Origin of the sequence: Vibrio sp. 10N.286.51.E5 (assembly GCF_041469125.1) — a bacterium.
In the GTDB taxonomy this organism is placed as follows: domain Bacteria; phylum Pseudomonadota; class Gammaproteobacteria; order Enterobacterales; family Vibrionaceae; genus Vibrio; species Vibrio crassostreae_C.
The window spans coordinates 1-24,975 of sequence record NZ_JBFRJZ010000002.1 but is presented as its reverse complement, the minus strand read 5'-3'; the positions used below and the strand labels follow the sequence as shown (position 1 = coordinate 24,975).

The 24,975-nt window shown below is 44.7% G+C and carries 18 protein-coding genes and 1 pseudogene; 6 read left to right on the top strand and 13 right to left on the bottom strand.

From position 1 onward, the window contains the following. Window positions 1-156: 156 nt before the first annotated feature. Entirely contained in the window at window positions 157-4,080 is a 3,924-nt protein-coding gene (gene purL, locus AB4161_RS00210; RefSeq protein ID WP_372082510.1) for a phosphoribosylformylglycinamidine synthase, read from the bottom strand. Window positions 4,081-4,409: 329 nt separating this feature from the next. Between purL and mltF the strand changes: the two genes are divergently transcribed. Together mltF and AB4161_RS00200 are read left to right on the top strand one after the other, a co-directional pair. Further along, a complete protein-coding gene (mltF, locus tag AB4161_RS00205; protein ID WP_372082509.1) occupies window positions 4,410-5,978 on the top strand; it encodes a membrane-bound lytic murein transglycosylase MltF in 1,569 nt (522 codons plus the stop codon). Between the two features lie 316 nt (window positions 5,979-6,294). Continuing rightward, window positions 6,295-6,426 carry a hypothetical protein gene (locus tag AB4161_RS00200; protein ID WP_017059878.1) on the top strand — a complete coding sequence of 44 codons (132 nt, stop codon included), beginning with the start codon at window positions 6,295-6,297 and terminating at the stop codon, window positions 6,424-6,426. A gap of 61 nt (window positions 6,427-6,487) precedes the next feature. Here AB4161_RS00200 and tadA read toward each other — a convergent pair. The 7 genes and pseudogenes from tadA to AB4161_RS00165 all read right to left on the bottom strand — a co-directional run bounded on the left by tadA (window position 6,488) and on the right by AB4161_RS00165 (window position 13,448). After that, window positions 6,488-7,092: pseudogene (gene tadA, locus AB4161_RS00195) on the bottom strand (tRNA adenosine(34) deaminase TadA). A gap of 86 nt (window positions 7,093-7,178) precedes the next feature. Beyond that, entirely contained in the window at window positions 7,179-8,468 is a 1,290-nt protein-coding gene (locus AB4161_RS00190; RefSeq protein WP_372082508.1) for a hemolysin family protein, read from the bottom strand. Between the two features lie 214 nt (window positions 8,469-8,682). Further along, window positions 8,683-10,245, bottom strand: a complete 1,563-nt coding sequence (locus AB4161_RS00185) for an AbgT family transporter (RefSeq protein ID WP_017059875.1) — start codon at window positions 10,243-10,245, stop codon at window positions 8,683-8,685. A gap of 298 nt (window positions 10,246-10,543) precedes the next feature. After that, the gene (locus tag AB4161_RS00180) at window positions 10,544-10,993 is read right to left on the bottom strand and encodes a prepilin-type N-terminal cleavage/methylation domain-containing protein (RefSeq protein WP_017059874.1); all 450 of its coding nucleotides are present in this window, start codon (window positions 10,991-10,993) and stop codon (window positions 10,544-10,546) included. Further along, window positions 10,983-12,293, bottom strand: coding sequence for a hypothetical protein (locus tag AB4161_RS00175; RefSeq protein ID WP_372082507.1), 1,311 nt, complete (start codon window positions 12,291-12,293; stop codon window positions 10,983-10,985). The genes AB4161_RS00180 and AB4161_RS00175 overlap by 11 nt, the downstream gene beginning before the upstream one ends. After that, window positions 12,290-12,916 (bottom strand): PilW family protein, encoded by a 627-nt coding sequence (locus AB4161_RS00170; RefSeq protein ID WP_029236419.1) that lies wholly within the window; start codon window positions 12,914-12,916, stop codon window positions 12,290-12,292. Before AB4161_RS00170 ends, AB4161_RS00175 begins: the two co-directional genes overlap by 4 nt. Beyond that, on the bottom strand, window positions 12,900-13,448 hold the full coding sequence (locus AB4161_RS00165; RefSeq protein WP_017059871.1) for a GspH/FimT family pseudopilin: 549 nt from the start codon (window positions 13,446-13,448) through the stop codon (window positions 12,900-12,902). Before AB4161_RS00165 ends, AB4161_RS00170 begins: the two co-directional genes overlap by 17 nt. Before the next feature lie 102 nt (window positions 13,449-13,550). On the opposite strand from AB4161_RS00165, the gene AB4161_RS00160 reads away from it, so the two are divergent. Then, a complete protein-coding gene (locus AB4161_RS00160; RefSeq protein ID WP_017059870.1) occupies window positions 13,551-13,988 on the top strand; it encodes a type IV pilin protein in 438 nt (145 codons plus the stop codon). Between the two features lie 124 nt (window positions 13,989-14,112). Here the strand turns inward: AB4161_RS00160 and dnaJ are convergent, their stop codons facing one another. The 5 genes from dnaJ to grpE all read right to left on the bottom strand — a co-directional run bounded on the left by dnaJ (window position 14,113) and on the right by grpE (window position 21,395). Further along, window positions 14,113-15,261: a molecular chaperone DnaJ gene (dnaJ, locus tag AB4161_RS00155; protein WP_017059869.1), complete on the bottom strand. Its 1,149-nt coding sequence runs from the start codon at window positions 15,259-15,261 to the stop codon at window positions 14,113-14,115. A gap of 284 nt (window positions 15,262-15,545) precedes the next feature. Then, a complete protein-coding gene (gene dnaK, locus AB4161_RS00150) occupies window positions 15,546-17,459 on the bottom strand; it encodes a molecular chaperone DnaK (protein WP_017059868.1) in 1,914 nt (637 codons plus the stop codon). A gap of 392 nt (window positions 17,460-17,851) precedes the next feature. After that, on the bottom strand, window positions 17,852-18,889 hold the full coding sequence (locus AB4161_RS00145) for a polysaccharide lyase family 7 protein (protein WP_017059866.1): 1,038 nt from the start codon (window positions 18,887-18,889) through the stop codon (window positions 17,852-17,854). 257 nt (window positions 18,890-19,146) lie between these two features. After that, on the bottom strand, window positions 19,147-20,421 hold the full coding sequence (locus tag AB4161_RS00140) for a dicarboxylate/amino acid:cation symporter (protein WP_372082504.1): 1,275 nt from the start codon (window positions 20,419-20,421) through the stop codon (window positions 19,147-19,149). 392 nt (window positions 20,422-20,813) lie between these two features. Further along, window positions 20,814-21,395 carry a nucleotide exchange factor GrpE gene (gene grpE / locus AB4161_RS00135; RefSeq protein WP_017059864.1) on the bottom strand — a complete coding sequence of 194 codons (582 nt, stop codon included), beginning with the start codon at window positions 21,393-21,395 and terminating at the stop codon, window positions 20,814-20,816. 143 nt (window positions 21,396-21,538) lie between these two features. On the opposite strand from grpE, the gene nadK reads away from it, so the two are divergent. From nadK to bamE, 3 genes are all read left to right on the top strand, one after another. After that, window positions 21,539-22,423: an NAD(+) kinase gene (gene nadK / locus AB4161_RS00130; protein WP_017059863.1), complete on the top strand. Its 885-nt coding sequence runs from the start codon at window positions 21,539-21,541 to the stop codon at window positions 22,421-22,423. Between the two features lie 279 nt (window positions 22,424-22,702). After that, window positions 22,703-24,367: a DNA repair protein RecN gene (recN, locus tag AB4161_RS00125; protein ID WP_017059862.1), complete on the top strand. Its 1,665-nt coding sequence runs from the start codon at window positions 22,703-22,705 to the stop codon at window positions 24,365-24,367. 167 nt (window positions 24,368-24,534) lie between these two features. Next, window positions 24,535-24,894 (top strand): outer membrane protein assembly factor BamE, encoded by a 360-nt coding sequence (gene bamE / locus AB4161_RS00120; protein WP_010438918.1) that lies wholly within the window; start codon window positions 24,535-24,537, stop codon window positions 24,892-24,894. Window positions 24,895-24,975: the final 81 nt, after the last annotated feature.

Here is a 24,975-nt window from a genome sequence, read left to right as displayed (position 1 = left end):
TTTGATTTTCCAAAACTCATTTCTGTCCAAAAGTTTGTTATACACACATCCACTATACGGTGATCCCTACACCACACTCACCACCAAAAAAAGCGCAGACCTTTCGATCTGCGCTTGTGGTTATTGTCCCGATAACACTGTTTAAATCGTTTTCAATTAACCCACATTCTTACGTGCGTTTTGGAACATACGCATCCAAGCACCATTCTCGCCCCAACCTTCTGGAGACCAAGAGTTAGCAACAGTACGGAATACACGCTCTGGGTGAGGCATCATAATTGTCACGCGGCCGTCAGTCGTTGTTAAACCTGTGATAGCGTTTGGCGAACCATTCGGGTTATTCGGGTATTGCTGCGTTTGGTTACCGTTGTTATCAACGTAACGTAGAGCAACCGTACCTGAGTTTTCAATCGCGTTTAGGTGGTCGTTATCACGTACTTCTACGCGGCCTTCACCGTGAGAAACAGCGATTGGCATACGAGAACCTTCCATGCCGTTGAAGAATACAGAATCTGACTTCTGAACTTCTACTAGGCTGAAACGTGCTTCAAAGCGCTCAGATTCGTTGCGAACGAAACGTGGCCAGTACTCCGCACCTGGGATAAGTTCACGTAGATTCGACAGCATCTGACAACCGTTACACACACCTAGAGAGAAGGTATCTTCACGCTTGAAGAAGTTTTCAAACTGGTCACGAGTCGAGTCATTAAACAAAACCGACTTCGCCCAACCTTCACCAGCACCTAGTACATCACCGTAAGAGAAGCCACCACATGCCACAAGGCCGTTGTATTCTTCTAGTACCGCTTGACCTGTTAGGATGTCGCTCATGTGAATATCAGTTGCTTCGAAGCCTGCACGGTCGAATGCTGCTGCCATTTCAACGTGAGAGTTAACACCCTGCTCACGTAGAATCGCCATCTTAGGCTTAGCACCTGTGTTGATGAACGGTGCTGCGATGTCTTCGTTTACGTCAAAGCTCAGTTTCACGTTCAGACCTGGGTCCGAGTTGTCTTTCTTCGCTTCGTGTTCTTGGTCAGCACATACTGGGTTATCACGCAGACCTTGCATCTTGTGCGTTGTCTCAGCCCAGATAGTACGTAGTTCAGTACGGTTACGTTGGATTACAACGTCTGCGCCTGACTTAATCACTAGCTCATCAGAAGCTTCCCCTTCACCAACAACGCTGCCAATCACATGAGAACATGCTTCTAGACCGTTAGCTGCAAGAGTAGAAAGTACTGCGTCTAGGTCGTCGTTACGGACTTGGATTACTGCACCTAGCTCTTCGTTGAACAGTGCTGCTAGCGTGTCTTCACCTAACGCTTCAATGTTTGCATTAACACCACAGTGACCTGCGAATGCCATTTCTGCTAGCGTTACGAATAGACCACCATCGCCTTTATCGTGGTAAGCGACAACTTGGTCGTTCGCTACAAGTGCTTGAACGCCTTCGTAGAAACCTTTTAGTTGCGCTGCGTTGTCTACGTCTGCTGGCTTGTCACCAAGCTGCTTGTAAACCTGTGCAAGTGCTGTTGCACCCATACGGTTTTTGCCGTTACCTAGGTCGATAAGAACTAGGCTTGTATTACCTAGTCCTTCAAGGTTATCAGGGGTGCGAAGCTGAGGAGTAATCGTCTTACGAACATCTTCAACACGTGCAAACGCAGTGATAACAAGAGATAGCGGAGACGTTACTTCTTTCTGCTCGCCATTCTCTTCCCACTTAGTCTTCATCGACATTGAGTCTTTACCCACTGGGATAGTTAGACCCAGAGCTGGACATAGTTCTTCACCAACCGCTTTAACCGCTTCGTAAAGACCTGCATCTTCACCTGGGTGACCTGCTGGAGACATCCAGTTAGCCGACAGTTTAATGTGTTTGATATCGCCGATGTTGGTCGCTGCGATGTTAGTAATTGCTTCACCAACCGCTAGACGAGCCGATGCGCCGAAGTCTAGAAGTGCCACTGGCGTACGCTCACCAAGAGACATAGCCTCACCGTGGTAAGAGTCGTAGCTTGCCGCTGTTACTGCGCAGTTAGCAACAGGAACCTGCCATGGACCAACCATTTGGTCACGAGCTACAAGGCCTGTTACCGAGCGGTCACCGATGGTGATAAGGAATGTTTTCTCAGCGACTGTTGGCAAGCGAAGAACACGGTCAACCGCTTCGTTCATCTCGATGCCAGAACGGTCAATCGCAGGGTTGTTAGCTTTTAGCGTTTTCGCGTCACGGTGCATCTTAGGTGTTTTACCTAATAGGATGTCCATTGGCATGTCGATTGGCGTGTTGTCGAAGTGTGAATCTTCTAATTTCAGATCACGTTCTTCAGTTGCTTTACCAACCACTGCGTACGGTGCACGTTCACGCTTACAAATCGCGTCGAACGTTGCCATGTCTTTATCAGCAACCGCCATTACATAACGCTCTTGAGATTCGTTACACCAGATCTCAAGTGGGCTCATGCCCGGCTCATCGTTTGGTACGTCACGTAGGTTAAAGATACCGCCACGCTCGCCATCGTCTACTAGCTCAGGAAGTGCGTTCGAGATACCGCCCGCGCCCACATCGTGGATGAATGCGATTGGGTTCGCATCACCTAACTGCCAACAACGGTCGATAACTTCCTGACAACGACGCTCCATTTCTGGGTTTTCACGTTGTACAGAAGCGAAATCAAGATCTTCAGAAGAAGAACCAGAATCCATTGAAGATGCCGCACCGCCACCAAGGCCGATGTTCATCGCAGGACCACCAAGAACGATTAGGCTTGCACCTACTGGGATCTCTTTCTTCTGAACGTGCTCATCACGGATGTTGCCAAGACCACCAGCTAGCATGATTGGTTTGTGGTAACCACGCACTTCTTCACCTGCGTGAGAGTTTACTTTCTCTTCGTAAGTACGGAAGTAACCAAGTAGGTTTGGACGACCAAATTCGTTGTTGAATGCCGCACCACCAAGAGGACCTTCAAGCATGATATCCAAAGCAGTCACGATACGGCTTGGCTTGCCAAAGTCAGTTTCCCAAGGTTGAACGAAGTTCGGGATCTTAAGGTTAGATACAGAGAAAGCAACAAGACCCGCTTTTGGCTTACCACCAATACCGGTTGCGCCTTCATCACGGATTTCACCGCCTGAACCTGTCGATGCACCTGGCCACGGTGAGATTGCCGTTGGGTGGTTGTGCGTTTCAACTTTCATCAAGATGTGTGTTTTTTCTTGGTGGTAGCTGTACTGGCGAGTTTCTGGATCTGGGAAGAAACGACCAACTTCAGAACCTGTCATTACCGCTGCGTTATCTTTATAAGCAGACAGAACATGTTCTGGTGTCGTTTCAAAGGTGTTCTTAATCATCTTGAACAATGATTTTTCTTGCTTAACGCCATCGATAGTCCAATCAGCGTTAAAGATCTTATGACGACAGTGCTCTGAGTTCGCTTGTGCAAACATCATTAGCTCGATGTCCGTCGGGTTACGACCTAGCTTCTCAGTGAAGCTTTCAAGAAGGTAATCAATCTCATCTTCTGCAAGTGCAAGACCTAGGGTAACGTTTGCTTTTTCAAGCGCTTTACGTCCGCCAGTTAATAGGTCAACTTCCGCATAAGGAGCAGGCTCAGCAACGGTAAATAGTGCCGCCGCTGATTCGAAGTCAGTGAAAACCACTTCCATCATACGGTCGTGCAGGATTGCTTTCAGCTCAACAAGTTGAAGTTCAGAAAGTTCAGCAGAGGTTTCAATGTAGAAAGCAGTACCGCGCTCTAGACGTGACACTTTAGCCAGTCCGCAGTTGTGTGCGATATCTGTTGATTTTGAAGACCAAGGCGAGATAGTGCCTGGGCGTGGCGTTGCAAGCAGCAGTAAACCTTCAGGTTCATGCTCTTCAATCGTTGGACCGTAAGTCAGTAGCTTTTCTAGCTTCTCAACTTCAGACTCATCTAGGTCTGCCGTTAGATCAGCAAAGTGGGCAAACTCAGCGTAAATACCTGTTACAGGTAAGCTTAATTCACGACAAAGCTCTAAAAGCTTGTTAACACGAAACTCAGATAGAGCTGGGGAGCCACGCAAAATTCTCATGTGCTTACGTCTCTTATGCAGTTGATTAAGGTAGTATTGGAATAAATTCAGTGGGTTAAAGGAAAAACCTAACTGTTTTCTTCGAAGCTATTCCCGAAGGTTTAAAAACCTATGCCGATCCCACCTCTTCAATGCGAGCGCATTATAAAGCATTTCTTTTTGTGACGTAACACCAAAAGCAACCGTTTGCGTGATTTTTTTTAACTTTCTGCGTAAATGGTACTTTTGCTGCATTTATCACCACTTTTACAACTGTTTAATTAAACCTGCTTTGCCAGCCTTGCGGGGTTTGGTATAAAGGAGCTTCCACTTTTCGAGATTTCATTTTGATGCCTAAATTTACGCTCATCTTTTCGTCTAAGTTCCTTCTGCTCGCCATCGCCCTATTTGGGTTGGCTGGATGCCAGATTGAATCTGAACCTAAAAGTGTCCTTGAGCAGATACGAGATCGTGGCGTTCTTCGTGTCGGCACCCTAAATAACCAACTCTCTTATTACATCGGTCCTGATGGTCCTGCTGGCTTGGATTACGAATTAGCTCGTGAATTTGCGCAGGAGCTTGGTGTAAAGCTTGAGGTTAAACCCGCTTACCGTTTGTCTGGCTTGTTCCCTGCACTGCAGAAAGGCGAAATCGATCTTATCGCGACCGGCTTAACGCAAAACAACAAACTGACACGAGCTTATCGCGCCGCACCTGCTTATTACTACGTAAGCCAACAGGTCGTATACAAAAAAGGCCAGTGGCGACCGAGAAACCTTGAACAACTGATCAATTTCGAGAATGAGCGTCAGGCTGACTTTGTTAAAGCACAAACTGAATCAGAAGAGGCGGCGTCTACTGACACATTAACGCCATCTTTGGTTGTGGTGAAAGACTCACACTTTGAACCAACACTCAAACTGCTGCAGAAAACGCACGATGACTTCATCTATGACGCGGTTGGCAATGCAGACATCAATGACCTGCTAAAAGAAGTATCAACAGGCGAACGTTTATTCACAGTGGCCGACTCTATCGAGCTATCACTGGCGCAACGTTTGTACCCAGATGTTGCCTTGGCATTTGAGCTGACAGAAGACCAACCTATCTCTTGGTACCTAAATAGATCGGAAGATGAAAGCCTGTATGCTTTGCTGATTGAGTTCTTCGGTAACCTAAAACAGTCTGGTGAACTGGCTTCACTAGAAGAGAAATACATCGGCCACATCGGCACTTTTGACTACGTTGATACTCGTGCCTTTATCCGCGCACTGGACAGCAAGTTGCCAAAATGGTCGCCGCTATTTCAAAGGTACTCTCAAGAATTTGATTGGCGCTTGATTGCCGCTTTGGCCTACCAAGAATCACACTGGAACCCTGTTGCGCGCTCACCAACGGGTGTTCGTGGCATGATGATGTTGACACTGCCCACCGCGAAGAGTGTTGGGGTAACCAACCGTCTCGACCCGAACCAGTCGGTACAAGGCGGTGTTGAGTACCTGCGTCGTATCGTGAACCGAGTACCAGATTCAATCACTCAACACGAAAAGATCTGGTTTGCACTTGCTTCATACAATGTCGGTTACGGGCACATGATGGACGCGCGTCGCCTCACGAAGGCACAAGGAGGAGATCCTGATGCTTGGGGCGATGTGAAAGACAGATTACCTCTGTTAAGACAGAAGAAGTACTACAGCCAAACTCGATATGGGTATGCGCGTGGTGATGAAGCGAGAAACTACGTTGAAAACATTCGCCGTTATTACCAAAGCATTATTGGCCATGTAAATAAGCGCAATAAAGAACAAGAAGCGACCCTTGAAGGTTTGGTGGTGATCCCACCTTTAGAAACCTCAGGTGCTGAATCGAGTATCAGCGCAGCTCAGTCGACAGTAAGCAGTTCTGAGCCTTCACAGTAAAACCCAAAAGAGCAATGCCATCTAGCATTGCTCTTTTTTATTGTCTTTTTTCGACTCTTCTTTCGTCACTAAGGGATAAGGGAAGCAGGCAAGAAAATGATGATGAGATCTAGAGTGTCATATTGCAGTAACAATCGAACCTTACAACGGCACACCACAATCAAGATTATGCTCTGTTGCACTGCAATGCTGGCTTTAGACTAGAACTGCTCTTCTATTTAAGCCAAGCGTGCGACAGGCCAAACAAACGAATAACACTATAATTAAATCGTTAGTCCAAACTAAAAAGTCAGACGACAAATAGGAAATCATTGAAATGATGAAGAAACTGAAATCGAAACGCCTTGATAAGACCGTTGCTGCAAACCGTCGTAAGCGTATGCTTTCAAATAATAAGAAGAAGATCATTTGGCGCAATCGCGCTTTCATGCAGATGATTGCTGAGTAAATGTAGTTACTCAGTCAGTTTGCTTGGCACTCTTGCGATAGAGAGTGCCGAAAGTACGCTGCTATTTCTTATTGCCAGCCTTCATCTCTGCTTCTAAACGCTGCTCTTCCAACAGACGTTCTTGCTTTCGCTTCTCTTTTATCTCTTTTCTACGACGCTTGAAAAACGCTTGTAATTGCTCACGGCACTCTTCCTCTAACAAACCATGTTCAACGTCGGCATAGTGGTATGAGGCTTGGCTTTCAAACAAATTCAACACTGTACCTGCAGCGCCTGCTTTTAAGTCTGGAGCACCAAACACAATGCGCTTTACTCGGCTGTGTAGCAAGGCACCTGCGCACATTGGGCAAGGCTCTAGCGTAACGTATAAAGTGGTATCGAGTAGCCGATAGTTTTCTAAGGTTTGACCGGCTTTACGCAAGGTTTCAATTTCTGCGTGTGCCGTAGCATCGTGGCTGCCAATCGAACGGTTCCATCCTTCAGAGATAATCTCCCCATCTTTTACTAATACTGCACCAACAGGAACCTCTCCCTCGCTCTCTGCTTGCTTAGCTACCTCAATGGCGCGTCGCATGAAGATTTCATCTTGAGGGGTGAATTGATGGTCTGACAAAGGGAACTCCAGAAACAAAGGATAAAAACGAAAATAAGTATGCGGTGAAGCATACCTAATCTTAGAGATAATGAACAATAAAGAGGTAATAGACAACAACAGACAATGAACCATTGCCGCTTGCTGGTTGGTCGAACTGTTAGCTATTAGCGTCTTCTATGTCATCAGCTATTGGCGTCGCTTTGATACTCACAATGCGATTGTTCTCAACAGAGATAATTTCAAACTGCCACTGCTGGTATTGAACAACTTCGCCTGCATCCGGTAAGCGCCCTATTAACCATGTCACAAGGCCATTCAGCGTTTGGAAGCTCTCGCTTTCGCCCTCAAAATCCGATAGCTCTAAACGGTTTTTCAGTTCACTGATAGGAATCAATCCATCCACCAACAAACCGTCTTCCACTTGCTCGGTCCAAAGATCGTTCGGATTATTCGATAGCTCGCCAGCAATCGCCTCAAGAATATCGTAATGAGTCACAAGACCTTGAACATCGCCATACTCGTCGACAATGAATGCCATCTCGGTGCCCGACTCTTTAAAGTAGCCAAGTAGACGCAGAGCTTTCATCGATTCTGGAACATAGATCGGCGAGCGAGACAGCCCCATGATCACTTGAATGCTTAGATTGCCCGCCTGATTCAGCAAGGCTTTGGCTGACACTGTACCCACCACTTTATTGAGGTGATCTTGGCACAATGGAAACACACTGTGTTTTGATGAACGCAGTTTCTTTAATATCTGCTCAACGGGTTGGTCGACATCCAGAAAGTCGATGTCTCGACGCGGAGTCATCAATGAGCTCACAAGACGATCATCAAGCTGCAAGATATTACGAATCATCTCTTGTTCGCCGCGTTCAATCACACCCGATTCTGAGCCCTCTTTCACAAGTGCATGGATATCATCTTCGGTAACGCTATCTTCTTCACCGCCTCGGCCCATCAACTTAAGAATACCTTCCGTTGAAGCCGACAACGCAAACACAAACGGCGTCGCGATTTTAGATAACCAGAAGATTGGCAGCGCGACTAACACAGCAATGTTTTCAGCTTGAGACTGAGCAAAACGCTTTGGTACCAACTCACCGACAACGATAGCGAAATAAGTAATACCTACCACCACAACCGCAGTAGACAAGATGTTCGCTTGTGTTGGGTCTACTCCCCACAGTTCAAGTTGAACGGCTAGTGGAGCCGATAGCGTCGCCTCACCCACAATCCCGCTGAGTAGGCCGATTACCGTGATACCGATTTGGATTGTAGAGAGGAAGCGGGTTGGGTTTTCTTTGAGATCAAGAGCAACCTGAGCGGAGCGGTGTTTTTTGGCTAAGCGTTTCAGCCGACTATTTTTTGCTGCTACCAATGCAATCTCAGACATGGCAAACAGACCATTTAAAACAATTAACCCTACTAAAAGCAGAATTTTCATGTGGCTTGGATTTCCTAAATTTACCGGCCAACAATTAGCCGTAATCCGGAGTATAAGCTGAGTGCCTTTATTTTGAATATAAAAAGTTTTGGATATAGAAAGTTTTGGATATAAAAACCTTGGATATAAAAAACGGAAAAAATAGCGAAAAAAAGCCCGCACATTTCGGTGCGGGCTTAGCAATGAATAAAGCTTAGTTTTGCTTAGTTCAATCTTACATTGTGTAAGTATAAGGTGCTTGGATACCTAGTGGGATACCAAGAGCCCAGTAAGCTAGCAAGAAGATAGACCAACCGATTAACATCGCAATCGAGAATGGCATCATTAGAGAAGCTAGAGTACCGATACCTGTCGACTTAACGTAGCGCTGACAGTAAACAACAACCAGTGGGAAGAACACCATTAGTGGAGAGATGATGTTAGACACTGAGTCACCTACACGGTAAGCCGCTTGAGATAGCTCAGGAGAGATACCCACAACCATTAGCATTGGAACTAGGATAGGACCAATCAGTGCCCACTTAGCTGAAGCAGAACCAACAAGAAGGTTAACTGCAGCCGTTAGTAGAATCATACCAACAACCGTTGCTTCACCTGGAAGGTCCATCGCTTTCAAGCCTTCAGCACCGTAAAGTGCCAGCATAGTACCGATGTTTGATTGAGCGAATGCAGATAGGAACTGAGCACAGAAGAACGACATTACAATGTATGCGCCCATCGTTGCCATCGTCTCAGACATTGCTTTGATAACATCATTACTATTCTTGAATGTACCCGCTACACGGCCGTAGACGATACCCGGAATAATAAACAGGATGAAGATCAGAGGAACGATAGACTTCATTACTGGTGCTGAGAACGCCGTTAATTCGCCTTCAGGTGAACGAAGTGCTGAGTTTTCAGGCATTAGAGCCGCGATAAGCAGACCAATACCGGCAACCATTGCCCAACCAGCGAATTTGAATGCTTTAGATTCAATGGCTGTGAACGTACCTAGATCAGGTGCTTGTTCTGCATCTTCATCTACAGGCGTATTAGCAAGACGAGGCTCGATAATTTTCTCTGTAACGTACCAACCAATTGCCACAATTAGAATTGAAGACAAACCAGTAAAGAAGATGTTCGCTAGAGGGTTGATCACATATGCAGGGTCAAGAACGTTTGCCGCTGTTTGAGTGAAACCAGCTAGTAGCGGATCAATACCTGAAGGGATAAAGTTCGCTGAGAAACCACCTGATACACCAGCAAACGCTGCTGCAATACCCGCTAGAGGGTGACGACCCGCAGCGTGGAAGATGATACCGCCAAGAGGGATTACTAGAACGTAACCTGCATCAGCTGCTGTGTGAGACACGATAGCAACCAAGATTAGCATCGGCGTTAGTAGCTTAGCTGGCGTGAAGTTAAGCATCTTCTTAAGGCCAGTCGTAATGAAGCCTGAAGAGTCTGCAACGCCAACACCTAGCATAGCAACAAGTACGATGCCTAGAGGTGCGAAGCCTGTGAACGTGGTAACCATATTCGCTAGGAAGCTAGCAAGCGCTTCACCAGTTAGTAGGTTGTTTACTTCAAGAGCAGCACCCGTTTGAGGGTTGATTAAGTCGAATGAAAGATTCGATAAAAGTGCAGATGCTACCCATACAATAACTAGAGCCCAGAAGAACAGGATTGCTGGATCTGGAATTTTGTTGCCGGCGCGTTCAATGAAGTTTAGAAAGCGGTCCATACCACTGATCTTCTCAGTCGATGGTGCTTTTTTTACGGCTTGGTTACTCATTGTAACTCCATATGTGATGTTGTTTTGTTTAGGCCTAATATAAGTTTTGACCACGGCCTATTGGTACAGCACATATTCTATTAAAGTCGTTGTTAAAAAGCACAAGATTCCACCTAATTTTCCATAAATGGAGACATATTTTGCAAAAATACCATACAACCACAACAATATAAAAACATAAAAAACACCATTCCATATACAGAGTTTTAACTAGCACGTAAACAATGTCCGAGGAGTGAAAATTATCAGTAAAAGGGGTAGCATGAGCCTTGGCATGCAGTAAACGTTTGCTTGAGGGTCAATCAAACTCACTGTATTTGGAGAGCATAGTTTCGAGGTAAATACTTTGTGCGTGGTTCATACGATCTTGCCATGCAATTGTGACAGTAATGCTTTTTAATGCGCTAGACAGAGCACCGTTTGCATTAGTCACTTCACAAGTCATGGCATAGGCAGACCCCGACAAACCGGATAAAGGATCTGAACTTGCTGTGTTGAGACAATGACTCGCCTGATTTAGTTCTGAAAAAGGAATTAAACCTACCGCCCCACTCGCATTAGACGCCCGAGTTCGATAATACTCCATCTGCCTTTCTGCAAAATGCAGCGCTTCGATACTCTGAATCGCATAGTCGGCTTTCTGCTCAGTGTAGGTCTGCAGCTTGACCATGCCTAACGCGGCCACGCCCACCAGTAGAAAAGAGATAAGTACTTCAAGTAAACTAAAACCACGCTGGTTAGAAATCACTCCATGAGCCCTTTTTCCACTGTATTTCGACAGGTTCATCATGCGGGTTGTATTCTCCTCGATAATCTAGATTCATCGAGCCTTTAATCGTAGAAAGCCCCCCGATTGAATCCAAAAATATGCCTCCTTTAGGGAAGAAGGAAGCGTTAGCTATATAGGTACTATTTTCTTCAACCAATAAAGAGTAATCCATCGTTGCTGGTAACTTATCCCAACTATCAGCAAGAAAGTCCGTGTTTTTTTCAGCACCTGAAGCGTCCTTGAAGACACTCATGTCATTCAAGTGATAAAAAGCACCATCAAGTACACTGGCGTTTCCATTTGCGAAAATCCCATTTTCGACCACTAAAGATCGTGGTGTGATCGTTCCTGCACTATCCACAATATTAATGGCTGGGTGCCAAACTACACAGTCCCCAATGACCCACACCTTAGTTTTACCAGCTGAAAAGGCATCATTGATTCGAGTACTGCACTCCTTGCCCACGTATTTATTTGTGTTTGAATCGAAATCTACATGCACGGTATTCCCGTGAGAATCCGTCTCTAATAGGTTTATTACCTCATATTCATTACTTTTAAGGGCGTTGATATTGTCCGTTGTTTTCTTTACCCCGAAGTAGTTTTCGAAACCATTTAGATTGGTGTCATGAACGTAATCACTCATAAAAGCACCGCTAGGATCACTACCCGATGCGGTAATCGTTGCGCTCTCACTCAAGTCAGTTACCGCATCTTTACAAGCGCTAAAATCTGCAGGTGCATTCTCAGGATTAGAAACGGTGGTTAAGCTCCCCCCTGTACCTTTGGTGTGTATAACAGAGTCGAAAAACCGAACTGCCACACACTCATATACACCGTTGTTACTGGTTTCACTGAGTTCAGGGTCGATATCCATGATGTCCTCGGAAATAATTTCGAGAGCCGATATTGCTTGTATGGCCCCCAAACCCGAATCATTAGAAAATCGAATTTCTTTATTAATCGATGTTCTGTTGGCGGTTGAGACAAGGATATTAGCGTTATCGGATGATTTATCTAATGAAGAAAGCTTGTTGCTACAGGAATCCAGGAGATCACCTGGGATCGCGGTACTGCTGTTTTCAATAATAACGCTTAGACCACACTCCAATCCCCCCTCGGCGGTCCAATGTTCTTTGCGAGCTTGAACCTCGTTTTGAGCACGCTTTATTTGGTAAAAAGTGGTTTTAAAGCTACCAAGAGAAACGATCAGCACACCAATCAATAGAATACTGACTAGAAGTAGTGTTACCGCTCCATTTTGCTTTAATCGCATCATTGCCAATTCCTTTGTACCACTGAAGTCACTACTCTCTGACTTTCATCTGCATTCACAAGAGAAGCTTCTAGAGCGATATCGACTCTTTGCGAGGTTGCCAGACTGTTAGATAACTCAGTTACAGAAACCAAAAAAAGTTCTACTTCTATTTGCTTTTCGAAAAACAAACTTTCACATGTCATTGCTCCCAAACCAGATGACGTAATCTGAGTGATATCTAATAAATAAGAAGATTCTTCTTGGCAATAGTTCAGCTTATTACCCTTAAATTGATAGACAATGTTTCGATAGGCCGAAGATGCGCTGTTTTGTCGATAAACAAAACCAACGTAAGATTCACTGGCACTGGATTGAAAGGTATAAATCGTATTGGCAGCGCCCGATAGCTTCACTGATTGTCCAGAGTCTGCATCATAACCGGCTCGCCAGAGCTCCTCTTTCATCATTTGAGTAGTAGCGAATAGGTTCTGAGATAAGAGCAGCTCCAAGCTCTTTTCTGAACTCAAACGTTGGTTGGTAACAAATACCGAGCCGATAGTACCGATAACAATCACACCGATCACAGAGGCCACTAACATTTCGACCAAGGTACTACCTTGAACACTCCTAGCCACAGATCTCATAACCATAATGACCTATGCTATTGCGCCCATCGCTGTTTGGGTCACTGCTGCAAATTCGGATCCGCCCTGTCGTTTTCGATGCGATGATTGAAAGTACATCCGACAGCGCATTCGTGGAGGCGAGTGAAACATTACCGTCTCGAAAACGTCCCCTGACGTTATCGATCGCAATTGAAGTACTATTGGAGAAATTAAAGTCTACTTTTATACCTCTATATGCCGAACCATCAAGATGCATAAGTACATTATCAGAAACGTAAAATGTTGAACTGCTCAACACCATATCCCAATCACCATCAGAACTTTCGGTTCCACCTAAGGCACCTGAAACCAAGAACAAAACATAAAGCTCTTGGTTACGAGTGACCGCTTCTGATCGGGCAGTAATAAGAAAACTATGAACCTCAGGGGCTAAGCGCTGCAGTTTAGAAGAAGCCAACAAAGAACTAAAACTAGGGGCAGCCGCAGCCAGTAGCACTGAAAGCACCACTACAGTAATCAGCAGCTCTAATAGCGTAAACCCGCGAGTCATTTCCCAAATTCCTATGTAATAACTTGAGCAACCGTACTCAACCTTGCGCACATGCTAACACTAAGGAAAAATAGCCAGATAAGTGAAAAGGAAGTCCTCGTGATGATTCGAAAAAATAAATGCAACAGCAACAACACGCGCGTAAAAGGGATGACATTGATCGAGTTATTGATTGTGGTTGCCATCATTGGGATTTTGGGGGCTATCGCCTATCCGAGCTATACCAACCACGTAGTGACTGGACATCGAACTAGCGCACTCGCTGACATAGCTCGAATTCAATTAGAACTAGAAGCAGCCTATGACAGCGGTTATGACTGGAGTGGTATTGTTTCGGGAAGCGATTGTTTGATCTGCGATACCGAAGCGAGTCGTTTTGTTTTCAGTGTCACCAGTTCGGCTTCTGCTGCCTATACGATTACAGCAACACCTCAGTCGGGAGTAGGTCAAGATAAAGACAACTGCTTCGATGGACAAAACCATAAAGTGCTCACTCTCGACAGTGCTAATGTCGAATACCCAGAAGCCTGCTGGATGTAGTGTGATGAGGGTTTCAGGTGAAGAGAAAGAGAAAGAGAAAGAACCAGGTTTGAGATACAAAAAAAACCTGCTACATGAGCAGGTTTTTTAATTTTATCAACAACTTAAAGTATCAACAATCTAATTACTTAGTTAGGTCATCGAAGAAGTTTTTAACGCCGCTAAAGAAACCTTCAGACTTTGGCTTATGCTTGCTTGCCGCTTCACCACCACAGGTTTCTTCGAATTCACGCAGTAATTCTTTCTGGCGAGCGCTTAGCTTAACTGGAGTCTCAACCACTAGCTTAACGATTAGATCGCCCACACCGCCACCACGAACGCCTTTCACGCCCTTGCCACGCATACGGAACATACGGCCCGTTTGTGTCTCTTCTGGTACCTTAAGGTTTACACGACCATCCAGTGTTGGAACTTCAACTTCACCGCCTAGAGCAGCCATAGAGAAGCTTACTGGTACTTCGCAGTAAAGGTTGTTGCCGTCACGTTCAAAGATGTTGTGTTCTTTTACGTGTACTTGTACGTACAGATCGCCAGCTGGAGCGCCTTGCTCTCCCGCTTCGCCTTCGCCTGATAGACGAATACGATCGCCAGTATCAACACCAGCAGGGATCTTAACGTTAAGTGTTTTCGTCTTCTGTTTGCGACCTTGACCATGACATGAGTTACATGGGTCTTTGATGATCTTGCCTTTACCGTTACAAGTAGGACAAGTCTGTTGAACCGCAAAGAAACCTTGGCGCATTTGTACTTGGCCGTGGCCATGACAAGTGCCACACGTTTGTGCAGAAGAACCCGCTTTCGCGCCGCTGCCGTCACAAGTATCACACTCTACAAGTGTTGGTACTTCGATTTCTTTAGAAACACCACGAACCGCTTCTTCTAGAGAAAGTTCCATGTTGTAACGTAGATCTGAACCACGTTGTGCACGCTGTTGACCGCCACCACGACGACCGCCGCCGAAGATGTCGCCAAATACGTCACCGAAGATATCGCCGAAGTCACCTTGGCCACCGCCGCCGAAACCACCGCCGCCGCCCATGCCACCTTGTTCAAAGGCTGCATGACCGTATTGGTCGTAAGCTGCTTTCTTTTGAGAATCGGTTAGGATCTCGTACGCTACTTTTACTTCTTTAAACTTATCTGCTGCGGTCTCATCACCCTGGTTACGGTCCGGGTGGAATTTCATCGCTAAGCGTTTGTACGCTTTTTTAATATCGCGCTCTGATGCATCGCGGCTTACGCCTAATACTTCGTAAAAATCACGTTTTGACATGTTCTAGGTCACCAAAATAATTGCTACTACCGAATGATCACTTCAGTAGTCTGTGTATCAATCTAGATAAAAGTTCTGCCGGCTGAAATGCCGAATAAAGCTATTATCTAGATCGACAAGTCTAAATACAAATTTACGGGCGTGAGAGTTACCTCTGACGCCCGCAATAATAAGTCTTTGAGACAAATTTCTAAGCAGATAGCTTGAGTCCTAAGTGGAAGCGCGGAGCCTACGTTAGTAGGTGGACACTTCCGATAACGAAATCAGGCTACTCTGCGACGAAATTATTTTTTGTCTTCTTTAACTTCTTCAAACTCAGCGTCTACAACATCGTCGTCTTGCTTAGGTTGTTCACCAGCGTCAGCACCAGCTTGTTCAGCTTGAGCTTTCTGTTGAGCAATTTCCATTAGCTTTTGAGCTGCTTGCATAAGTTCTTGAACTTTAGCGTCGATAGCTTCTTTATCGTTACCAGACTTAACTTCTTCTAGTGCAGTGATAGCCGCTTCGATTTTAGCTTTCTCGTCTGCAGGTAGAGCTTCACCAGCTTCTTCTACTTGCTTCTTAGTGCCGTGAATCATTTGGTCAGCTTGGTTACGTGCAGTTACTAGCTCTTCGAACTTTTTGTCCGCTTCTTTGTTAGCTTCTGCTTCTTGTACCATTGCTTCGATCTCTTCCTCAGACAGGCCGCCTGATGCTTGGATAGTGATCTTCTGCTCTTTACCTGTTGCTTTATCTTTAGCAGATACGTTCAGGATACCATCAGCATCTAGGTCGAATGTTACTTCGATTTGTGGCATGCCACGTGGTGCTGGTTGGATACCTTCTAGGTTAAACTGACCAAGAGACTTGTTGTAAGTCGCTTGCTTACGCTCACCTTGAAGAACGTGGATAGTTACTGCGTTTTGGTTGTCTTCAGCTGTAGAGAACACTTGATCCGCTTTAGTAGGGATAGTTGTGTTTTTCTCGATAAGCTTAGTCATCACGCCGCCCATCGTTTCGATACCGAAAGATAGAGGAGTAACGTCTAGTAGTAGAACGTCTTTAACGTCACCAGCTAGTACACCACCTTGAACAGCAGCACCCATTGCAACAGCTTCGTCAGGGTTCACGTCTTTACGTGGCTCTTTACCGAAGAATTCAGTTACTTTAGCTTGAACCATAGGCATACGAGTTTGACCACCAACTAGGATAACGTCAGTGATTTCGCCTACAGATAGGTCAGCATCTGCTAGAGCTACTTTTAGTGGCTCAAGAGAACGTTGAACTAGGTCTTCAACTAGAGACTCAAGCTTCGCACGAGTCACTTTGATGTTCATGTGCTTAGGACCAGTCGCATCAGCAGTAACGTAAGGTAGGTTTACGTCAGTTTGAGTAGTAGAAGAAAGCTCGATTTTCGCTTTTTCTGCTGCTTCTTTAACACGCTGCATTGCTAGTGGATCAGCTTTAAGGTCGATACCTTGCTCTTTCTTGAACTCATCTACTAGGTAGTTGATCATGCGGTTATCGAAATCTTCACCACCAAGGTGAGTGTCACCGTTAGTTGAAAGAACTTCGAAAGTTTTCTCGCCTTCTACTTCATCGATTTCGATGATAGAGATATCGAATGTACCACCACCAAGGTCGTATACAGCGATAGTGCGATCACCACCTTGCTTGTCTAGGCCGTAAGCTAGAGCAGCAGCTGTTGGTTCGTTGATGATACGTTTAACATCTAGACCAGCGATACGGCCAGCATCTTTCGTTGCTTGACGTTGAGCATCGTTGAAGTAAGCAGGAACAGTAACAACTGCGCCAGTTACTTCTTCGCCTAGGAAGTCTTCAGCTGTTTTCTTCATTTTCTTAAGAACTTCAGCAGATACTTGAGGAGCAGCCATTTTTTGGCCTTGCGCTTCAACCCATGCATCACCGTTGTCAGCCTTAACAATGTTGAAAGGCATGATTTCGATATCGCGTTGAACTTCTTCATCTTCAAAACGACGACCGATTAGACGCTTAATTGCGTATAGCGTGTTTTGAGGGTTAGTAACTGCTTGACGTTTCGCAGGTTGACCAACTAGCGTCTCGCCGTCAGTGTATGCGATTACCGATGCTGTTGTGCGTTCGCCTTCAGCATTTTCTAGTACGCGTGGTTTGTCGCCGTCTAAAACAGCAACACAAGAGTTAGTAGTACCTAAATCAATACCAATGATTCGACCCATCAGGCTATCTCCGAAATATAATCTATATTAGTTTTTTGCTATACCCACATATGTGGGGGGCGGTAATCAGGGATTCAACCCTAATACACAAAATTTAAGTGCAAATGTAATTTGCTTTCGTATGCACCATAGATAAGGGCTGCAAACTGGTTTTCAAGGGAATAAGTAAAAAAAATCTATTTTTTCCCGTATCTTTTTACATAAAGGTAAAAAGTGACCGATCCCTTGCCAATTAAGGCTCCAATGTTGAGAAACTCTCGCATTTGTCGCCACATTGAAACCTCAACCCTATTCCAGATGCCATAAAAAAAGACCTTCATATGGAAGGTCTTTTTTCAACTAACAGCGAGTCGAACCGTTATTGATTCTGCACTATTTTTGATTCGGCAATATTATTGATTAAGAACTAACTGGTAGAAGCTTGCTTGGGTGTAGTCACCCGCTTCCATACCACGCCACTCACAGGCAGAACTCGACTTCTTAGTATTACACTGGTTATACGCACCCGCTTTGAAGTACATCCAGTCTTGACCGTAACCAAGATCGATATCGTGTCCCTGATATTTGCCCTTTGCCAAGTCAACATCATAGGTCTTCACAATAGGATCGGCTGAATTTGGATTTTTAGTAAAGGTTAAGTGCATGATGTTATCTTTGATATTCACATCATATGAGAACACTTCACCTAGCTTGATGCCATCAGCAGGGTCCGAGCTGCCTTTTTTCAGATTGTATTGACCAAATACATCATGGCGAATGTCTTTACGAAGTTTCTTTCCGTTTTCATCCTTCGCGTTTTTCATCTCTGTCGGCGGGTTTAACTCATAGTTCCACGTTAACGAACCATGCTCATGTTCTGGCAACTTGCGGTAAACAATTTTCAGTGGCTCATTATCCGACCCATGGATTTGACCAATAACCACAGAGAATGCACCGGTTTTCTTATAATTACCGCTGGTGCTCACCTGATCAACAGAAAGTGTTGCCGTCATCTGGCCACCGATAGAGCCAAACTCTTCCGCGTTCTTATGGCTTGAAATCGCGAAGTTGTTGCTCGGCGCAGAGTAGCTATCCGCTAGCATCGCTCTTAGCTCACTACGCGTGTTTTTACTGTTTGGCGTCGTTGGAGCTGTATTCGGAGCCACAAACACCATCGCACCAGATTCAGCATCCGTGTAGAACCATTTAGGGTGAACGTAAGGCGTGTCTACATTCGACAGTTCCTTTTTACCAATCTCCAGCGTTTTACCTTTTCTAGACCCTTCAGTCGTCAGCTCCGGTAAGTTAATTTTCCATTTAGATAAATCGAAGTTTTGTGCTGGTGCTTTTGCAGGGTCAAGATTGAACTGTTGACCAATATCGTGATTAGAAGCAAGAGCGGGAGCGGCTAAAAGGCTGGCAGTCAGTAGGCTAAGGTAAGACAGCTTCATTATTGGGTTTCCTTTATGTCGTCATAATGTAGGTTGTCAGAACAATAAAATAATATTGTATTATTATATGTGATCTATATTAAAGATTGAAAACTGATGGCCAATTCGGCACGAGTAAAAAGAAAAAATGAGACTTAACACCAATCAAAGATATTTTTAGCCAGGTTATCAGATAGCCCAAAGCACTTATCATCAGAAACAAAAAAGCCCCGCTCTGGTTGAGCGGGGCTTCGCAGTTATTGAGTCTTAATTAAGAATTAAACTTCTGCTTTTTGCAGCTCAGCTTCTTCGTTAGCTTCAACGCCAATTTCGTTTTCAGATTTAGCAACGATAGTGTTCACCGCTGTGTCACCCACTACGTTTGAAGAAGTACAGAACATGTCACAGATACGGTCAACAGCAGCAACAATCGCTAGACCTTCTGGTGGTAAACCTAGTTGGTGCAATAGAACACCTACCATCACAACACCGCCACCAGGAACACCACCAGCACCGATAGACAGTAGCAGGATAGTTAGACCAAGAGTGAAGATATCAGCAGTGTTGATTGGCTGACCAAACGCGTTTGCTACGAACATAGTTGCTAGTGCGATGTAGATAGATACACCAGACATGTTCATTGTTGCACCTAGTGGTACACCGAAACCTGCTACTGACTTAGATACGTTTAGTTTGTCAGTAAGAGTACGCATTGTTACTGGGATTGTTGCATTCGAACTTGCTGTAGATAGTGAGAATAGAACTTGCTCACGAGTTGCACGTAGGAACTGCTTTGGAGAAATACCAGTGAATGAACCAACCATCATTGGATAGAAGAAGAAAATCCAGAACACAAGCATTGCAACCACAAGCGCCACATAGCCAGCAACTGACATTAGCGTGTCTGCATCCAGTGTTGCGCCCAGTTGAATCATCAGAGCAAATACACCGTAAGGCGCCAAGCTCATTACTAGGCCGATAAGCTTCATCATGATTTCGTTAGCCATCTTGAATGTCTTGATAGCTGGGCCACCACGAGAATCAAGCGCTTGAATAGCAAGACCTGTCAAAATTGCCATGAAGATGATTTGTAGCATGTCGCCGCTTGCGAACGCTTCTACAGGGTTGCTAGGAACGATGTTAACAACAAGAGAGAAGATGTCTGGTGTTTCAGTTGTTGTAAGCGCAATTGTCTCAGAAACCGTACCCGCAAGGTTCGCACCTGCACCTGGTTGGAAAATAAGACCAATCGTTAGCGCTGCTGAAATCGCGATGATGGTGTTAATAATGTAAAGACCAAAGGTTTTACCACCAAGACGACCAAATGAACGAATATCTTTTAGCTCAACGATACCGCAAACAATAGATACGTATACAAGAGGTACTACAAGCAACTTGATAAGTGATACGAACATACCACCAGCACCTTCAGCTGCGCCGAGTAGGTACGTATCAAAAATAGCAATGCCGCTGAATAGGTACTGAATAGCAGTACCAATAATAAGGCCGGCAAACAAGCCTACAAAAATCTTACTTGAGAGCGATTTATCCATCGTTCTTCTCCAGTTTGTTGTGTTTAAAAATTGTACTTTTATAGTTATATATGCGACCCAAATCGCTATATTGCAGTGGATTTTACATACAAAGGTAACAATTAAAAGCATTTATTTACAAAAGCATTACAAGTGTGACATCAAAACATTTCTTCATTAACAACCAGTTTCATAATATAAAACTCTAAATTACTGTTCTGGATAAAATAAAAAGAACGACATTCTTAATGCGATTTTGGTGACTATTCACGTGGACTCTCAAGTTACAGGCATAAAAAAAGAGAGGCATATGCCTCTCTTTTCATTTCACGTTAACCAGTGAATTGTTTTGTCGCCGCTATTGTCTTACTTCACAACTGCAATAATCAACTGCTTAGCAAGCGGCCACTCAATTACTTAGCAACCATTACCATTGCAGGGCGAATAACACGGCCGTTAAGCTCGTAGCCTTTCTGCATAACAAACATCACAGTGTTTGACTCGTGGTCTGGGCTTTCTTGAATAGACATGGCTTGGTGGAATTCAGGGTTGAATGCTTCACCTTCAGGGTTGATCTCTGTAAGACCAAATTTAGCCACTGTATCTACGAACGTTTTGTGAGTTAGCTCAACACCTTCAAGAATCGGCTTAACCGCTTCGTTCTCAGCATCTGCAGCTTGTACTGCACGCTCTAGGTTATCGATAACAGGTAGTAGGCCTTCAGCGAATTTGTTTAGCGCGTATTTACGTGCTTTATCCACTTCTTGCTCAGTACGACGACGCATATTCTCAACTTCAGCCTTTGCGCGAAGAACAGAATCTTGCTGCTCTTTCACTTTAGACTCACTAGAAAGCAGTGCGGCTTCTAGTTGAGCAATTTTTGATTCCTGCTCATCAGCCGCGTCTTCATTCAGTTCAGCTTCTTCAACTTTCTCAGCTTCAGCAATGATCTGATCTAGTTCTTCTTCGGTTACTTTGTTTTCTTCGTTGCTCATGATATCTCCAGAATTCGTTTTCAATGCCAGTGACAGGCGTGTTTGCGCCTCAAATTGATATAAAACACTCGCATAGACGTTCAACTTGCCTTTATTATGGGGATGAAGAATTTTGATTCAAGCCTAATTCGTTTGGAAACGTTATGAAAAAGCCATTTGAAGTCATCGCAATTATTGGTAAACCTCGAGATCAGCAAGCAATTCAGACTCATAGAGAGCTCTATCAGTGGTTAAGTACTGAGGGTTATCAAGTGTTTGTTGATGATAGGCTCTCCAGCATTTTGGACGATATCCCACAAGAACATTTTTCTAGCCTGATTGAATTGGGTAAACGTGCCGATCTCGCAATTGTTGTGGGTGGTGATGGAAATATGCTCGGTGCGGCTAGAATTTTGTCACGTTTCGACATTTCAGTGATTGGTGTTAACCGAGGCAATCTTGGTTTCCTAACCGATCTCAACCCTGAAAACTTCCAGAGTGCGCTTACTGATGTACTCAAAGGCGAGTTCATGGAAGAAGAGCGCTTCTTACTTGAAACGGAAATTCATCGTCACGGCCAGGTAAAAAGCCACAATGCAGCACTTAATGAGGCTGTACTGCACCCCGGCCAAGTTGCTCACATGATCGAGTTCGAAGTGTATATCGATGACAGCTTCGCCTTCTCACAGCGCTCTGATGGCTTAATCGTCTCAACACCGACAGGTTCTACCGCCTACTCGCTTTCCGGCGGCGGCCCTATCCTGTCATCAAGCCTAAATGCTATCTCACTCGTGCCAATGTTCCCGCACACCCTTTCAAGCCGCCCATTAGTGGTGGATGGCAAGCGTCGTATTAAGCTTATCGTATCGCCTGATAACCGTGGAACTCAGGAAGTGAGCTGTGATGGTCAAATCTCGCTACCGGTTTCTCCTGGTGATGAGATCCACATTTACCAAAGCCCAAATGTGCTCAAACTGATCCACCCTAAAGACTACAACTACTACCACGTTCTACGTAACAAGCTAGGCTGGTCGAGCAAGCTGTTCTAAGTGAAAAGCGAACGATTTTAAAAAGGCTGACGACATTCGTCAGCCTTTTTATTGCCAGTAAAAGCCCGTCGGCTCTAGCTTCTCTGCAGTTCCTTATACCTCCACTCCCAAGAGGGAGGAACGACTGAGTTGGGAATCTATAGCGGTTTCAGTGATCTACGAACAACCTCAATTCTGATAACGGTCGCAAAAAATTTTCACCTGTCGACTTTACTGTATAAAGAAACAGTATATACTGAACTTATATACAGTATTGTTCAGTTATACAGGTAAATAAAAATGCTGGCTCATTTAAGTGTTAATAATTTCGCTATTGTTAAGTCTTTACAGCTAGAACTATCTAAAGGCATGACAACAATCACCGGGGAAACTGGTGCGGGTAAATCTATCGCTATCGATGCTTTAGGCTTATGTCTTGGGGGAAGATCCGATGCAGGAATGGTTCGACAAGGTGAAGAAAAAACCGAAGTCAGTGCCGCTTTTTTACTTGAGAACAATCTGCATGCAACCCGCTGGTTAGAAGACAACGAATTGCTTGATGGCAGTGAGTGCATCCTGCGCAGAACCATCTCAAAAGAAGGTCGTTCTCGTGCATTCATCAACGGTAGCCCTGTCCCTCTTTCGCAATTGAAATCACTTGGACAACTGTTGATCAACATCCATGGTCAACACGCGCATCACCAGTTGATGAAAAGCGATTATCAAATGGCCATGCTTGATCAATACGCAGGCCACTTGAACCTATTGAAATCGACACGTAATGCTTACCAAGCATGGCGACAAGCGGATAACCACTTAAAAGAGTTACGTGAAAATAGCCAGCAAAACCAAGCTCAAAAACAACTTCTTGAATACCAAATCAAAGAGTTAAATGAGCTGTCTATTGGGGAGGAAGAATATGAAGACCTCGAACAAGAGCATAAGCGCCTCTCCAATAGCGGAGAACTGGCCACAACCTGTCAGCAAGCTATCGAGCTTATTTATGAAGGCGAAGAAGTTAATGCGCTTGGTATTCTGCAATCGGCCAATAACTCCTTAATTCAGCTAGCTGAGCTAGATGAAAGATTGGCCGAGTTACCGAACTTGCTTTCTGAAGCCATTATTCAGATCGAAGAGACCAACAACGAGTTAAGAACCTACCTAGACAGCATTGATGTTGATCCCGGTCGTATGGCTTACGTTGAGGAGCGTTTCTCTAAAGTGATGTCGATGTCTCGTAAACACCACGTGTTACCTGAAGAGCTGTATAAGCACCATCAAGACTTACTACAACAAGTTGAAGCGCTTGATTGCTCTGATGAAAAATTAGAAGAACTGGCCAACGAGGTGGAAAACCAATACCAATCGTTCGTTGCTAAATCAGAAAAGCTTCATAAATCTCGAACTCGTTACGCAAAAGAGCTCAACAAGCTGATCACGCAAAGCATGCACGAACTGAGCATGGAAAAAGCGCAGTTTGCCATTGAAGTGAACAACACCAACACACACCCTTCTCCATTGGGTATGGATAACGTGACCTTCATTGTTTCGACCAACCCAGGCCAACCGATGCAGCCGATTGCGAAAGTGGCCTCTGGTGGTGAGTTATCACGAATCTCATTAGCGATTCAGGTGATCACAGCGCAAAAAGTGGATACACCAAGCCTGATTTTCGATGAAGTCGATGTGGGTATCAGTGGACCAACCGCTGCGGTTGTCGGAAAAATGCTACGTAAGCTAGGCGAATCGACACAAGTTATGTGCGTGACTCACTTACCTCAAGTTGCCGGTTGCGGTCACCAACAACTTTTTGTAGCGAAGAACACTAAATCAGGTAAAACCGAGACTCAAATGCACACGCTTGATGAGCAACAACGCGTTTCAGAGCTTGCTCGACTGCTTGGTGGCAGCCAGATTACCGAATCGACGCTTGCCAATGCAAAAGAGTTATTAATCGCAGCATAGGTTACATATTCAGCAACTTTCTGATAATTTACCGAAAATTCTTGGCAATTTTGCAACTTAATTCAAAATTGCCAGTCATAACAAGCTCAAAGCGCAAGGAGCTTTTTACTTCTTGCTGGAGCTTGTTTATTATCAGGCAGTATTTTAGCGAAGAAAGATCTCAAACTATGCGAATTAAAAAGTGGTTAGTTGCAGTTCCACTTGCACTAACAATGTTGACCGGTTGCTCTCTATTAGAGAAGTTGGTTTATCGAATTGACATCAATCAGGGTAACTATGTTGAACAGGAAGCTGTCGATCAGCTCAAGTTTGGCATGACAAAAACACAAGTTCGTTACGTTATGGGCTCACCTATGCTTATCGAAAATGGCTACCCAGATACGTGGTACTACATTTACCACCACACAAAAGGCCATGAAGACTCGATTCAAAAAAATCTTGTTGTTAACTTTGATGCAACGGGCACCTTAGTGACGATCAATGGTGATTTTGAAGCCAGTGATGAATTCTTCGAAAGCCTTCGCTAGCTTTCAACTAACAAAGCTTTCCAGTCAAAAGCAAGAATCGCAAAAGCCTGCTCATATGAGCCTGTCTCTTATACACAAATC

Excerpts from the sequence above, each read along its gene's own strand:
- dnaJ (WP_017059869.1), bottom strand. The coding sequence starts at position 15,261 with ATGTCAAAACGTGATTTTTACGAAGTATTAGGCGTAAGCCGCGATGCA.
- purL (WP_372082510.1), bottom strand. The coding sequence starts at position 4,080 with ATGAGAATTTTGCGTGGCTCCCCAGCTCTATCTGAGTTTCGTGTTAAC.
- AB4161_RS00140 (WP_372082504.1), bottom strand. The coding sequence starts at position 20,421 with ATGGATAAATCGCTCTCAAGTAAGATTTTTGTAGGCTTGTTTGCCGGC.
- AB4161_RS00170 (WP_029236419.1), bottom strand. The coding sequence starts at position 12,916 with ATGAGATCTGTGGCTAGGAGTGTTCAAGGTAGTACCTTGGTCGAAATG.
- AB4161_RS00175 (WP_372082507.1), bottom strand. The coding sequence starts at position 12,293 with ATGATGCGATTAAAGCAAAATGGAGCGGTAACACTACTTCTAGTCAGT.
- AB4161_RS00200 (WP_017059878.1), top strand. The coding sequence starts at position 6,295 with ATGATGAAGAAACTGAAATCGAAACGCCTTGATAAGACCGTTGCTGCA.
- dnaK (WP_017059868.1), bottom strand. The coding sequence starts at position 17,459 with ATGGGTCGAATCATTGGTATTGATTTAGGTACTACTAACTCTTGTGTT.
- AB4161_RS00165 (WP_017059871.1), bottom strand. The coding sequence starts at position 13,448 with ATGACTCGCGGGTTTACGCTATTAGAGCTGCTGATTACTGTAGTGGTG.
- bamE (WP_010438918.1), top strand. The coding sequence starts at position 24,535 with ATGCGAATTAAAAAGTGGTTAGTTGCAGTTCCACTTGCACTAACAATG.
- AB4161_RS00160 (WP_017059870.1), top strand. The coding sequence starts at position 13,551 with ATGATTCGAAAAAATAAATGCAACAGCAACAACACGCGCGTAAAAGGG.
- grpE (WP_017059864.1), bottom strand. The coding sequence starts at position 21,395 with ATGAGCAACGAAGAAAACAAAGTAACCGAAGAAGAACTAGATCAGATC.
- AB4161_RS00185 (WP_017059875.1), bottom strand. The coding sequence starts at position 10,245 with ATGAGTAACCAAGCCGTAAAAAAAGCACCATCGACTGAGAAGATCAGT.
- AB4161_RS00190 (WP_372082508.1), bottom strand. The coding sequence starts at position 8,468 with ATGAAAATTCTGCTTTTAGTAGGGTTAATTGTTTTAAATGGTCTGTTT.
- nadK (WP_017059863.1), top strand. The coding sequence starts at position 21,539 with ATGAAAAAGCCATTTGAAGTCATCGCAATTATTGGTAAACCTCGAGAT.
- mltF (WP_372082509.1), top strand. The coding sequence starts at position 4,410 with ATGCCTAAATTTACGCTCATCTTTTCGTCTAAGTTCCTTCTGCTCGCC.
- recN (WP_017059862.1), top strand. The coding sequence starts at position 22,703 with ATGCTGGCTCATTTAAGTGTTAATAATTTCGCTATTGTTAAGTCTTTA.
- AB4161_RS00145 (WP_017059866.1), bottom strand. The coding sequence starts at position 18,889 with ATGAAGCTGTCTTACCTTAGCCTACTGACTGCCAGCCTTTTAGCCGCT.